Source organism: Amycolatopsis balhimycina FH 1894, from assembly GCF_000384295.1.
GTDB classification, from domain to species: domain Bacteria; phylum Actinomycetota; class Actinomycetes; order Mycobacteriales; family Pseudonocardiaceae; genus Amycolatopsis; species Amycolatopsis balhimycina.
Map to the genome: position 1 here is coordinate 1,076,515 of NZ_KB913037.1, position 12,655 is coordinate 1,089,169.

Sequence of the window (12,655 nt, forward strand, 5' to 3'; positions counted from 1 at the left end):
CATGTCTCAGAACGACTCGTCGAACACCAAACCCGAAACCGCGGAGCCGAAGGTTCGCCGCGCGCTCGAAGCCAACCCCGGCGCAACCGCCGCACGGATCGCGACCAAAGCCGGAGTCGGCCGCTCGACAGCCACGAAGATCCTCTCCCGCTGGGCCGCCGAAGGACTGGTGACCCGCACCACCGGCAAGGACCAGTCGGTCCCCGTCACGTGGACGGTCCACGACGATCAGACCAACGACGCAGCCGAAGTCGTGGAGCCCGGCGACGTGCCCGCCACGGCAGATCAGGAGGCGGAACGTCCCGTCGGACCCGCCGACGAACGAGAGGCCGATGCCTCCTTGCCTGACCCCGGCGCTACCGCTACGGCGGAAACGCCGCAGAAGGACCGGTTGCCGAAGGGCGCGCTTTACGAGCTGGTGAAGGAGTTCCTTCAGGCGCATCCCGGCGAAGAGTTCGGCCCCGCCAAGATCGGAACAGAGCTGGTCCGATCCAGCGGCGCAGTGAACAACGCCCTCGAGAAGCTCGTCACCAACGGGCTGGCAACGAAAACGTGCGAAGCGCCGAAGCGCTTCACTTCCAGCTGACCGTCAGCGCAACCCGACGGGGGCGGATCACCATCGTGGTGATCCGCCCCCGTTTAGCGCTGGAACCCGGCAGGGAAGGTCACTGTGTCGCCTGCTGGTTCACCTCAGCCGGATGAGGAAAGATGCACTCGTCGTCGCAGTCCTGCGCGCCAGCGGTGGCAATGAACGGGCAGTCGCCTCGATGGGCCTTGGTGAAGGTGACGCTACCGTCAGGATGTTCGAGTATGTGCAGTGCGCCGCCGTGGCGGTAGGCCCACACGATGTCGTCCGGATCGATACACTTTTCGCCATCGAAGCCGTAAGTCATGGCCAGCAACGCACTGATCCCACCGTGGACATGAGGTGAAATGGTCTGCGTGGTCGGTGGGGCGGCAAGGATTTCGGCGGCCCTGCCGAGGAGGCGCTCGGTCAGCCCGGCGAGAGCGGTGGCAGCGTGGACGTCAGTGCTCGGTCGCGGCGTGTCGTGCCACCAGTTGCTGGGAGCGTCAGCGGCGAGACTCGTCCACGTCATCTGGTCGCTGAGTACCTCGGCGACCGCGAAGCTCTGGTTGATGTAGTAGTCGCGCTCGACGCGTGCGCGGAGCGTGCGTCCGGCAAACTCGACGACGCGGGTGTGGTGGTAGCTGGTCAGGGTGACGCCTGTCGCTTCGTCGCGTTCGGTCATCGAGGCATTCATTGTGGTCTCCTCTGTCTTCGTGTGCGATTTGTTGGTCGTACAGGTCCAGTCAGGTCGTCAGGTCGAGGCAAACCCCAACAGGCGAGCCAACTCTGGCGCGATTACGGTTACCGGCGGGCGGCGGCGCGAAGCGCGGCGGTCGCGGCGTGCCCGATGGCACGCGCGGCCGTCGCGGGGTCGGTCAGCACGTGGACAGTCGCCCCATCGAGCGGTGTGTCGACGTCGCTGGTGGTCAGCCACAGCACCGCGCACCCGGAGGCGCGCAGCCGGTCGAGCTTCTTCTGCCCGTCGCGGCGGGGGTCGTCGCGGTAGTTGCCGTCGGACACGATGACGACCAGCCGGGCCGCGCCGGGGCGGGACAGGCCGAGGGAGCCGTCGAGGGCGTCGAGCGCGCGGGGGATGTCCTCGTAGTTGTCGTTGGAGCGGAACTCGGTGACCTCCGTAGGCGGCTTGCCCGGGTGGGTCAGCGGGCGCACATGGTTCCCGAAGATCACGCTCGCCGTGTCGGCGGGCACCCGCGTGTGACGGGCGGCGTTGGCCAGGATCCAGGCGGCCGAGGCGACGTGTTCGCGCGCCCAGCCCATCGAGCCGGACACGTCACACGCGATCCCGACCCGCAGCGGCGGCACGGTGACCGGTGTACGGATGGTGCGGGTGAACGGCTCGGCGGTCACCACGGCACCGGCGGCACGCTGGGCCTCGGCCGCCCGCACACCGCGCATCCGCAGCCGCCCGGGCGGCACCTCCGAGGTGGATCGCACGGCGACTCGTTCGCGGGTTCCGGCGGTGTCCAGCGCCCGCGCGAGCACCCGCGCGGCTGCGCACTCCTCAGGCGTGGGCGGCCGGGTGCCTGTTGTCCTGGTGTCGCCGCCACGGGGGCCGCCGGTCCCGAACACTCGTCGCGCCACTGCTCCCGCCTTCTTCTCAGCGGCCTCTTCGCTTTCCCTCGCGGCGGCCGCGACTGCGGCCGGGTCCTCGGGTGCCTTCTCCCCCGCGACGTTCGCCGCCACCCCGCCCAGCACGGCGGCAATGGCATCCGCCAACGGTGACGGGGCGGCGGGTCCGGGCGAGCTACCTGTCGGGTCCGAGGTGCCGGGCGAGGCCGGCGACGAGGCCGAGTCCGGGTCGGTGCCGAGGATCTCGCACCACTGCCGCCCGAGGTCGAGCATGTCCTCGCCCGCGTCGTCGGCAGTCCGCAGCGCCTGCCGCCACACCGCCCGCAGCTTGCCGAGAACTTCCGCGCCGAGCACGTCCTCGACGACCCGGGCGACCGGGTGGACCTCGGCGTGCGTGAGCACCCCGCCGTCGGCCCGGCCCAGCAGGAGCGCGGCGGTGCGCGCGGCGTCGGCGGCAGTCATCTTCGGCGCGGTGACGGGGTCGGCAAACAGGTGCAAGTCGGTGGCAACGATGCCCTGCACGCACGCCCGCAGCCAGTGCCGGTCGTCCGGGCGACGGCGGATGTGCGCCGCTTCCATCCGCGGCTCTTCCAGCAGCATGGCGGCGGCAACCACGCCGGGCGGAGCGCCGTCCGGCGGTTCCCACGCGGTGTGTTTGGCGTGTCCGCACTCGTGGGTGAGGGCACCCCAGGCCGGGGCGTAGCGGGCCCGGTCGGACAGGTTCGCCGGGTCCACGGTGGCCGGGTCCACGCCGAGGTGGTCACCGTCGACCTCGATCAACGCGCGGTGCGGGTAGAAACACGCGGGGGCACCGCCGCCCGCGCCGGGAGCGACGCTGACCACGAGGTCGTCGCGGTCGGCGATCACCGGGACCTCGTCGGCGAACGCGGCGGACAGAGTCAGCCATTCCGGGCGCGCGGGGAACACGGCGGCACCGGTGGCGGCCGGGTCGGCGGTGAAGTGGGCACTCATGGCGCGGGTCCTTTCGCGACGGTACGCGGTGCGTGGCTGGCTCAGGGTTTGGTGGTGATGCGGGCGCCGAGGGCGAGCGGGGTGACGGGCTTGCCGAAGACGTCGCGCACCACGGTGGCGACGGTGGCGCGGTCCTCTTCCGGCGCGATCCCGACCAGGTTCCCGGCGGCGGCGTCGAGGTCCCACGCGTCGGCGAGCTTCTTGAACGCCAGAAGCTCCCGTAGCTGGGGCGCCCAGCCGATCTCGCCCTTCTCCTGCCGGGTCGCGAGGTTGCGCGCCACCCGCACGGCCCTCTTGTCAACCCCGAGCTGTTCGGCGAGGGCGTAGTCGCTGGAGACCTGGATGTGCACGGAGAAGCGGGACGAAAGCGCGTCGGAGAGAACCGCCCCGTGGACACCGGGGTTGTGTCCGGCCACGACATAGAAGCCTGGTTCGGCGTGGACGACTTCGCCGCCGTTGGCCTTGATCACGATCTCGCGGCGTCCGTCCATGGCGGGGTAGACCACGGCGAGCACGGTCGGCGGGATCAGGGTCGCGTCGTCGATGAACAGCGGCACCCCGGTGCGCATCGCGCGGACCAGCGGGCCGTGGACGAACACGAAGTCGCCGTCGGGGGTTTTGGTGTAGTCGCCCACGAGGTCGGCGACCACGGTGTCGCCGTCGCCCTGCACGGTGAGGCAGTCGTTGAACGCCGCCTCCACCACCGAGGTCTTGCCGGTGCCGGGCGGCCCGTACAGGAGCGCGGCGACCCCGGCGTCACGCAACCGCGCCAGTGCAGTCACGTCCGGCATGCCGGACAGCAGCCGGGGGTGGTAGTCCATCCCGTTCGGGCGTTTCACCGGGCCGGTGACCTTCCGCGCCGGTCGGCTGGTGGTGCTGCCTGCACCGGACGGAGCGGGCGTGGTCGGGGATGCGGCGGGTGCCGTCGCGGGTGGCGTGCGGCGGGGTGCACATGGCGGGGCCGGGGTGATGGCGGGCGCGGCGGCGGCCGCCGTCATCGCGGTTGCCCGGTAGGCCAGTGGCGCGGTGGTGGCGAGTTCGGCTTCTCCCCGGTCGGTCAGCGCTTTGCAGGCGTTGCCGACAGCGCCGGATGAGCGGTTGAGGGTGTGCGCAATGCCACCGGGGGTGTGGGTGCCTGCAGGGTCATCGGCCAGGACTTTGGCGACCATCGCGCGGAGTTCGCCGTTGCGGAGCCGGGTTGCCGTCCCACCCGCCGGGGTGGTCGGCCCGGTGGCGGGTGCCGTGGCGGGCGGGGTGGGCGTGGTCATCGCAGGTGTTCCCTTCCAGTGCGTGACGCGGGCGGTTCGGCGAATCAGAACGATCCGTAGCGGCCCTTAAATGTGATTTCCGGATTTCCCGGGCGACACAACAAAAGTAACTCGATAAGGCCAGTCGCACAATACCTTTCCAGGCCCCATTCAGGTGACGAATTCCGCCATCCAGCCAAAAGCATTTGAAGTATTTCGCCGAACCGTTTGCGCAGGTCGCGGACGTCAGGCAGCCGACAACAGCCACAACAAAGGAAATGGACAATCGTTTATTTGAGCAAAATAGAAATAGACGGATGACTGTCGACACGAGGTGAGATGACCAGGAGAGCCAGACCGTGGGGACATGTTCACAGCAGCGGGACCGACGGGGCGGCCCTGATGTGCTTACCTGCTTGTCGCCAAGCGAGTCTGGGATACCGGCGGATCCCCGCATGTAGGCCTTGACCTGCGAGCATGCCTGGAGACGGAGGATCCGGCTTAGGCGGTCCACGGAGCGCCGGGGCGATCGGCGCGTGCGGTGGCACCCCCGATGGCTGGCGGCCATCCGAGGGACGGTGCCCGCGGATGATCGGCTCCGGCGAGCGGGCCGCTCGGACTGTCGCACGGGCGTGTCCGTCCGTGCGACGCGTTGTGGCACCTCGATGGTGCCACACCAAATGGCGACTCTGAACGGAAACACGGGATGCTTTTTCTTCGCGACGACTATCAGTACGTCGACACTAACATCCGTCGCGACTGACCAGCTATTTCAGCGTAGAGGTACTTTATGGCGCGCCCCGGGCCGGTTCAGGCCTTGGGGGCTGCGATTCCTGCGTGGGGTTCTCGGAGTCGTTGGGCGAGCTCGATTGTCGCGGCGGTCGGTGTTTCGTCGATCTCGGCGATGCGTGCTTCGAGCAGGCGTAGCGTTCGGGCTATCGCGTCGTGCCGGCCGAGGGTGTGTTCGAGGCGCATGATGTCGCGGTAGAGCAGCTCGTTGTGCGGGTCGAAGTCCCGCGCCGCTTCCAGCAGCTCCAGCGTGGACTCGGGATCGCTGCGGACTCGTGCGCGGGCCAGGGCGGCGACGGCGTCGAGGGCGTCGCGGCGGACGCCTTCGCGCAGCGCGGTGAGCCAGCCTGCTTCGATGCCGGCGGCCAGCTCGCCGCCGTAACTCGCGACGATCGCGGCGTAGGCCGCGGCACGGTTCTCGTCGTCGGTCGTGGTGCGGCGCCGGGCGAGCGCGCCGGCGAACGTCCAGTAGTCGACCTCGACGACCGCGGGATCGAGGCGATATCGGCCGTGCTGTGCGACCACGAGGTCGCCGATGTCGGGTGAGGTGGCTTTGTGGACGGTGCTGCGGAGGCGGGACAGGACGGTACGCAGCACGGCGGCCGGGTCCTGCGCTGGGCGATTGGCCCACAGGCTGTCGATGATCGCGGCCCGCGGAACTCCCTCCGGATGCAGGGAGAGGTAGATCAGCAGCTCCCACAGCCGTCGCGACAAGCTGCCGGTGACTTCCACCGCGTGGTCCGGGCGAGTGAGGTCCGGTCGCCACAACAACCTCGGCTGGCCGAACACCGCCAGCACCAGCGGCGCGGCGACGTCACGCTGGTGTTCGGCGGCATTCGTCGAGTCTGGCTCGGGTACTGCTTCGGCTTGGTCCGGTGGACCTGCGATCTCCAACCCGTGGCTGGGCTCGAGAGCAGACTCGGGGTGGTCGTCCCGAGTGCCGTGTGCGGCGTCGAAGAGGGCGAACAGCTCGCGGGTCGCGGATTCGGGAAGCGAGAAGGCGCGCCGGCCGCGTAACCGCTCCCCCGGGCCCGGCGAGGTCGCGGTGAGGGTGCCAGCGGTGTCCACGTAGGCCGTGACGCCGGGGTGCCATTGGCCGAGCAGCAGCACTGTGGTGCTCGCGCCGCCTCCGGCGAGGGCGTGCTGCAGCCGGGTGCGATCGTGTTCGCCTTCCGGCGCGCTCGCCAGCAAGATCCGGCCGGCCCTGTCTTGTGGTGTCTGGCTGTCGAGGTGTGCGAGCGCGGCGGCGAGGTCGTCGACGACGTGGACGCACTCGGGCAGGTCGGCGTTGTGCTCCGGGACGCCGAGCAAGCCACGCAGATCCGCGGCCGGCGCGACGATCTGCGGGTGACGGGTGGTGGTCATGGCCGTGAGCAGCAGCGCGCGGGCGGCGGCGTGGCTGCCCGGGCCGATGAGCCCGAGGCCGTGCGTCGCCGCGAGCTCCAGCGCCAGGTCCGCGGCGGCCTCATCGGCGGGCTCCCCCAGCTCGAGCATCGTCTCGGGCTCGGCGGCATCGGCCTCGTCGGGTCCAGCGTGGGCGTGCCGGTGGGCCAGGTGCAGCTGGTAGACGACCGGAGCGACGGGCAGGTCGTCGTCGCGCCGGCCGCTGCCGGGCCGGTAGGCGGTGCGGTGACGTCGTCGGGCGACCAGCAGCATTGCGCTGATCGCGCCCGCCAGCCCGAGGCCGACGTACATGCCGGGCTCCCACGACGAGCTGGGGCCCGGAGCAACGGTGGGAGGTGGCGACGAGCTCGGCGGAGAGGTCGCCGTGGGCTTCGCTGGTGGCGGCTGCCGCTGCGGAGGTGTGGAGGCGGCAGGCATGGGCGTCGGCGGAAGGCGGATCCGATCGCCCGGATAGATCAGGCTGGGCGAGGTCAGCGTCCGACCGCCGGGCTGGGTGCTCTCGGCGTTCAGGCTCCAGAGCTCTGGCCACCGGTTGGCGTCACCGAGGCGGCGCTGCGCGATCCGGTACAGCGAATCGTGAACGCCGGCACGGGGCGGACGCACCAGCTCGACGTCCTCCGATCGACCGTCAACAGCCAATGGCGCGGTCACCGACGAGCTCAGGCCGGGCTGGACCGCGCCGCTTCCGCCAGAGGCGGCGAGGGCAGTGCGGCCGACGAACGACACGACCACGGTGGTGATGAGCACCGCCGCGACCCGGCGGAGCGGGCCGCCGCGCCAGGCTGCGCCCGGCAGGCCGGCGGTGCGGACGAGGTCGTATCCGCACCTGGCCAGCTCGACGAGGAACGCGCCCCACAGCAGCCACGCGCCGCACGCGAGCACATCCAGCAGCTGACTTGCCGACAGCCGAGCCGTCAGCACGTCACCGAGCTCGGCCATGGTGGGCAGGTGATCCGGGAGGGGCCAGCCGATGAACCGCACCAGCGCCCACGGCAGCCCGGCACACAACCCAGACAGCAGCGCGAGCGCTACGCCCGCCTGCAGCACCCGCCCTGCGCCACGCACGAGCGCACGACGAGCTCCCCGCGGCCCGGTTCCGGCTTGCCGTTCTACAGGCACAACAGCGTCCCTGGCTCAGCTTCGCTGGCCGTGGACAACCGACGGCTGGATCCCGGCTGCTGGCGGCCCCGGTCGCGGTTCCGGCGGTGCAGGTGCCGGCAAAGCCTCGGGCTGAGTCTCCGGCTTCGGCCGGCGGCTGCCCGGCGGTCGACCTCGCCGGGCGCGGGGTTTGCCGACGGTGAGCCACCGGGTGAGGTCGGCGGCCGGGACGTCGGTGAACTCGGCCAGCTCGTCGATGCCGATGACGTCCGCCGCCGCGACGAGCACGGTGCCGAGCTTGCGCTCGACCTCCGCCAGCTCCTCGGCCAGCGCAGCGCGACGATGGGCGAGCTCACCTACCTCGCGGGCTGCCGCTGTCCTCCTCGCGCTCTTCTCCGCGTCGGCCTTCTCGACGCGCCGTTCGATCTCGTCGGTCATGATCATGGCGTCCTCCTCCGGTGTTCAGGGCTCCAGTGCATGAAATGCCGCGGGTTTGCTCGGCGACCTCAGCCCCAGGTCCGGCCCTTGACCTGGTGGAACGGGGTTCACCCGATCGCGTGGAGATTCCGATCGAAGGTCGAGATTCCTGACGAGATGCCGATGTTCTTGACAGATCCCGTCTCCCGATGAACAGGGGTACCCGTGACGCTGGCTGAGGTGCGGTCGTTGGGGTCCGCGCGGCCGTTGCGCACCGCTCAGGAGTTCGAGGACTTCGAGCAGGAGCTGGTGGATCAGTTCGCCCTCGCGCAGGTCGGTGCTGGAGTGACCGATGGCGTCGTGGGGTCGTATCGGTCGGTGGTGTTCGAGTTCGTGCGCTCCATGAGCCGTCCGGTGTGGACGACACGACCGGAGGACGTCGATCGATTCCTGGCTGATCAGCGCAAGCGGGGCCGGGCGGCGTCCACTGTGTACTCCAAGGCCGGCACGTTGGCCGCGTTCTTCGACTTCCTGGTCGTGCGCTACCAGGGCGACATCCACGCCTTGACGGGACACGTGCTTGAACAGCCTGTCGATGAGTTCAACCGGCCCTCGAAGCCGGCCTACATAGCCGCACGGATACCGCCTTCGCAGGACGAAGTCGAAACCCTGTTCACCGCGTGGCGCGACTCGCTGCCCGACGCCCGAAAGTTCCTGCCAGCCGCACGGGACTACATGGCGGCTTCGTTGTGGCGCCGGGCGGGCTTGCGGATCACCGAGTCGCTGATGCTCGACATCCGTGACTGGCGACCTGACTTGGGCGAGCACGGCAAGGTACATGTGCGGTTCGGCAAGGGGAGCCGTGGCCGTGGCCACAAGCCCCGCCTGGTGCCGGCGATCAACGAGGTCGACGCGTTGCTGGAGTGGTGGCTGACCGACGTGCGCCACCAGTTCGGGCCGGACTGGGCGGACCCGGATGCCCCGCTGCTGCCCAGCGAGCGCCACGACCGGGACACCGGCTTGTGCACGCGAGTCGGCGACGACGCGTTGCGCTCCGGGCTGGCCGGCGCGGTGAGCAGGTGGCTTCCCTCGTGGACGGGTCGGCTGACACCGCACGGGTTGCGGCACTATTGCGCGTCCTCGTTGTACATGCGCGGGATGGATCTCAAAGCTATACAGGAGATTCTCGGTCACGAGTGGCTTTCGACGACGACTCGGTACATCCACGTCCATGCCAACCACGTTGAGCACGCGTGGGAAAAGGCAAACCAGCGAGTGGCGTCCCGGCTCGGGCAGTAAGGGAGGTATTGCGATGCGGTGGAATCTGCGGATGAAGGCGGCTGAGGCGGGGATCTGGAAGTCCACGGAGATGCGTCGCCGGTTGGCCGACGCCGGGTTGGAGATCAGCGCGGGCAAGATGTCGGCGCTGTGGACCGGCACCCCGACCACCATCCGGCTGGACGACCTGGACGTGATCTGCGCGGTGCTGGCGTGCGAACCGACCGACCTGTTGCTGTGCGAGCCGGAGAAGGTCGCGGCACGCAAGCCGACCAAGACGGTGGAGGCGACCGGCGGCGCGGTCGTGACACCGCGGTTGGGGCGGCACCGGTCGGTGCCTCCGGCGTGACCAAGCGACCGTGGCCGCGGGCCTGCCGCGTGTGCAGCGTGCGGCCGGTCAAACATCGCCAATCCGACTACTGCTACACCTGCCAGCCCGGCGGCCCCGTGACCCCACCGCCGTGTCAGCGCTGCGGAACGACTGAGAACTACTACAGCGCGGGCTTGTGCACTCGCTGCCATCGGTTCTCGCCGTTGACCATCGACTCGTGCGATGACTGCTACGCCTGGGGCGCAACCCGCACACACAAGTGGCTGTGTCACGGCTGCCGCGGCTGGCGGCAGCGCCGCGCGGTCGGCGACTGCCTCACGTGCGGCCGGCATGTGGCCGTCGACCCGGTGCTGCGCGCGTGCCGGCTGTGCTGGCGGCAGGCCGACCTGCTCGGCACTGACGACATCACCACCGCGGTCCAGAACGGGCACCAGCTGTTCTTCGCCGACCTGTTTCGCAGCCGAAGAGGAAAAGCCACCCACCCCGGACCGCCTGGCCAGCGTCCCGGCCCGACCGCACGGTTCGGCACCGCCGGAACCCGTCCGCCAGAAGCGCGGCAATGGACGATCTTCGACGCCCTGCGCCCGAACACCACCACGACCCCGCGGCCCTGCACCCGCTGCGGCCAGCGGCCGGTCAAGCACCACCAGGCCGAGTACTGCTACCCATGCCAGCCCGCCACCCAGGTGACACCGCCGCCGTGCAGCAAATGCGGCTCGCCCACCGACTACTACACCGCCGGGTTGTGTATCCGCTGCTACCGGTTCTCGCCGCTGACGGTGGACTCTTGCCCGGACTGCCACGCCTGGGGCACCCGCCGGGGCAACAACTGGCTGTGCGAGGGCTGCCGCGCCTGGCGTCGCAACCATCCCCACCTCGGCACCTGCGGAATGTGCCGACAAAGCCGCCATATCAACGACGACGGCATCTGCCGGCTCTGCCGCAAGCAGCCGCTCTGGCTGCCGGACACCGCACGAGCAGAACTTGCTGAGCACGTCCGGCGTTGGGGACACCAGCTGTATTTCGCCGACATGTTCTCCGGACTCGGCGTCCGTGTCGCCCGAGCCGCCGCAGCCCAACGGCGTCGCCTGCTCATCACGCACCCGATTCCGCCCCGGCACCCCGTACGCCACCAGCAATTGGCCGGCTTCAATCTCCCCCGAGACCTCCGCGCCGGCCGCGAGCACGGTTTCCCTCCACCCGCCGATCCCGAGTTGGTGACCTATTTGGACACGTGCGTCACCGAACACGCGGCACGCCACGGCTGGGACGGGAAGGTCACCACCCGCACCCGGATGGGATTGCACATCCTGCTCGGGTTGCAGGACACTTCCGGTGCAGCCATCAACGCCACCGATGTCATTGCCCTGTCCTGCTTGCGTGTTCCGGTGCGCCCGATCCTCGATGTCCTGACCGCGGTCGGGTACCTCCACGACGACCGCGTCCCCACCATCGAACGGTGGTTCGCCCACAAAACCGCCGAGCTGCCCGAAACCATCGTGACCGACCTGCAGCTCTGGTTCGACGTCATGCGACACGGCCACACCAGCCCACCCCGCAGCAAACCCCGCGCTCCACGGACGGTCCAGTCCAAGCTGCGGTGGGCACTGCCCGCCCTGCACGCCTGGGCCGAAGCCGGACACGAGCACCTGCGGGAAATCACCCGAGATCAGGTGCTCGCCGTACTGCCCGCCTCCGGCACGCCCCGGCACACCATGCTCCAGGGGCTGCGGTCGCTCTTCCGGCTGCTCAAGGTTCACAAGCGTGTCTTCGTCAACCCGACCGCACGCATCCCCGTCGGCCGGCTCACCGGACGTATTCCGTTGCCCGCCCCGGTCGACCGTATCCGTGAAGCCCTGGCCGACGACGATCCCACCCGCGCCGCGATCGCCGCGTTGGTGGCCTTCCACGCCCTGGCGTCCGGACAGCTGCGCGACCTGCAGGTCACTGATGTCTACGACGGGCGGTTGCATCTGGGCGACCGCAGCATCCCGCTGGCCTACCCGGTGCGCGACCGCCTGCGGATCTACCTCGACTACCGCGCCGCCCGCTGGCCCGCCACAGGGAACCCACACCTGTTCATCCACTACCGCAGCGCCAACCACATCGGCCCCGTCCAGATCGAATGGCTGGCACACCGCTTGGGCCTGCCCACCCAGAGCCTGCGGGAGGACCGCATCCTGCACGAAGTCCACGCCACCGGCGGCGACATCCGCCGACTCTGCGACCTGTTCGGCCTGTCCGTCGCGGGCGCCGAGCGCTATGTCGCCGTATTCGAGCCCTCCGACCCGAACTGACCGTCGCGCACAGATCATCATCGCCGCTTCGCCAGAAGCCCTGGCAACTGTTGACTGCCAAGGCATCATCGAAATGATGCGGACGATCTGACAAGGACGGTGACAGTGAACCTCGCGACGAGCGCCACTACAGCAGTGGTCACATTGCTGGGCGTCATACTGGGCGGATGGTTGACCACTCGCAACCAGGAACGATTGTGGCGACGAGATCACGCACGTCAATGGCGCGACATCCGGCTGTCGACCTACAACGAATTCGTCTTTGCATATCGGCAGTACATCGCCTTCGCGCTCGACGCCGACGCGATCATCTCCGCTTCCCCACACCCGTATAAGCCCGACGAGATGATGCCTTACTTCGATGAAGCCGGTCGACCCTATCGCGAGAAGCTCGAAGCAACGATCATGGCCGTAAGGCTCGTGTCGGCGCGCCGCGAAACTGCTGACGCCGCTAAGGAACTCGTCGATTCCGCTCGTCGCATAGCTGCTGCACGGGCCACGAGAACCGGACAGAACGTTCCGACAGAATTCTTCGACAGGATGTGGCAAGCCCAACACAAGTTCATGGTAAGCGCGCGCCAAGAACTGGGCTTGTCGAATATCTGGCAAGACACCGAAGAGTAGACCTCCCCTGTGCCATCTCGTCCTCCCGGGCACTTCGTCC

The 12,655-nt window shown here is 69.2% G+C and carries 10 protein-coding genes; 5 read left to right on the forward strand and 5 right to left on the reverse strand.

Annotated features, from left to right (window positions below; genetic code table 11):
- Window position 1 precedes the first annotated feature (1 nt).
- A complete protein-coding gene (locus A3CE_RS50035; RefSeq protein WP_125592199.1) occupies window positions 2–586 on the forward strand; it encodes a MarR family transcriptional regulator in 585 nt (194 codons plus the stop codon).
- A gap of 79 nt (window positions 587–665) precedes the next feature.
- Here the strand turns inward: A3CE_RS50035 and A3CE_RS0104060 are convergent, their stop codons facing one another.
- From A3CE_RS0104060 to A3CE_RS57855, 5 genes are all read right to left on the reverse strand, one after another.
- Entirely contained in the window at window positions 666–1,262 is a 597-nt protein-coding gene (locus A3CE_RS0104060) for a TerD family protein (RefSeq protein WP_020638783.1), read from the reverse strand.
- A 107-nt stretch (window positions 1,263–1,369) separates the two neighbouring features.
- Window positions 1,370–3,130 carry a vWA domain-containing protein gene (locus A3CE_RS0104065; RefSeq protein WP_020638784.1) on the reverse strand — a complete coding sequence of 587 codons (1,761 nt, stop codon included), beginning with the start codon at window positions 3,128–3,130 and terminating at the stop codon, window positions 1,370–1,372.
- 41 nt (window positions 3,131–3,171) lie between these two features.
- Complete coding sequence (locus A3CE_RS0104070; RefSeq protein ID WP_020638785.1) at window positions 3,172–4,398, reverse strand: AAA family ATPase; 1,227 nt, start codon at window positions 4,396–4,398, stop codon at window positions 3,172–3,174.
- Window positions 4,399–5,187: 789 nt separating this feature from the next.
- Window positions 5,188–7,635, reverse strand: coding sequence for a hypothetical protein (locus tag A3CE_RS0104075; protein WP_026468125.1), 2,448 nt, complete (start codon window positions 7,633–7,635; stop codon window positions 5,188–5,190).
- A gap of 69 nt (window positions 7,636–7,704) precedes the next feature.
- Window positions 7,705–8,112 (reverse strand): hypothetical protein, encoded by a 408-nt coding sequence (locus A3CE_RS57855; protein WP_020638787.1) that lies wholly within the window; start codon window positions 8,110–8,112, stop codon window positions 7,705–7,707.
- Window positions 8,113–8,310: 198 nt separating this feature from the next.
- On the opposite strand from A3CE_RS57855, the gene A3CE_RS0104085 reads away from it, so the two are divergent.
- The 4 genes from A3CE_RS0104085 to A3CE_RS0104100 all read left to right on the forward strand — a co-directional run bounded on the left by A3CE_RS0104085 (window position 8,311) and on the right by A3CE_RS0104100 (window position 12,615).
- On the forward strand, window positions 8,311–9,384 hold the full coding sequence (locus tag A3CE_RS0104085; RefSeq protein WP_020638788.1) for a tyrosine-type recombinase/integrase: 1,074 nt from the start codon (window positions 8,311–8,313) through the stop codon (window positions 9,382–9,384).
- Window positions 9,385–9,397: 13 nt separating this feature from the next.
- Complete coding sequence (locus A3CE_RS0104090) at window positions 9,398–9,712, forward strand: helix-turn-helix domain-containing protein (protein WP_020638789.1); 315 nt, start codon at window positions 9,398–9,400, stop codon at window positions 9,710–9,712.
- Between the two features lie 314 nt (window positions 9,713–10,026).
- Window positions 10,027–11,991, forward strand: coding sequence for a hypothetical protein (locus A3CE_RS0104095; RefSeq protein ID WP_020638790.1), 1,965 nt, complete (start codon window positions 10,027–10,029; stop codon window positions 11,989–11,991).
- Window positions 11,992–12,096: 105 nt separating this feature from the next.
- Window positions 12,097–12,615: a hypothetical protein gene (locus A3CE_RS0104100; RefSeq protein ID WP_125592195.1), complete on the forward strand. Its 519-nt coding sequence runs from the start codon at window positions 12,097–12,099 to the stop codon at window positions 12,613–12,615.
- Window positions 12,616–12,655 lie beyond the last annotated feature (40 nt).

Coding starts and splice junctions, on each gene's coding strand:
- A3CE_RS50035 (WP_125592199.1), top strand. CDS start 2: ATGTCTCAGAACGACTCGTCGAACACCAAACCCGAAACCGCGGAGCCG.
- A3CE_RS0104060 (WP_020638783.1), bottom strand. CDS start 1,262: ATGAATGCCTCGATGACCGAACGCGACGAAGCGACAGGCGTCACCCTG.
- A3CE_RS0104065 (WP_020638784.1), bottom strand. CDS start 3,130: ATGAGTGCCCACTTCACCGCCGACCCGGCCGCCACCGGTGCCGCCGTG.
- A3CE_RS0104070 (WP_020638785.1), bottom strand. CDS start 4,398: ATGACCACGCCCACCCCGCCCGCCACGGCACCCGCCACCGGGCCGACC.
- A3CE_RS57855 (WP_020638787.1), bottom strand. CDS start 8,112: ATGATCATGACCGACGAGATCGAACGGCGCGTCGAGAAGGCCGACGCG.
- A3CE_RS0104090 (WP_020638789.1), top strand. CDS start 9,398: ATGCGGTGGAATCTGCGGATGAAGGCGGCTGAGGCGGGGATCTGGAAG.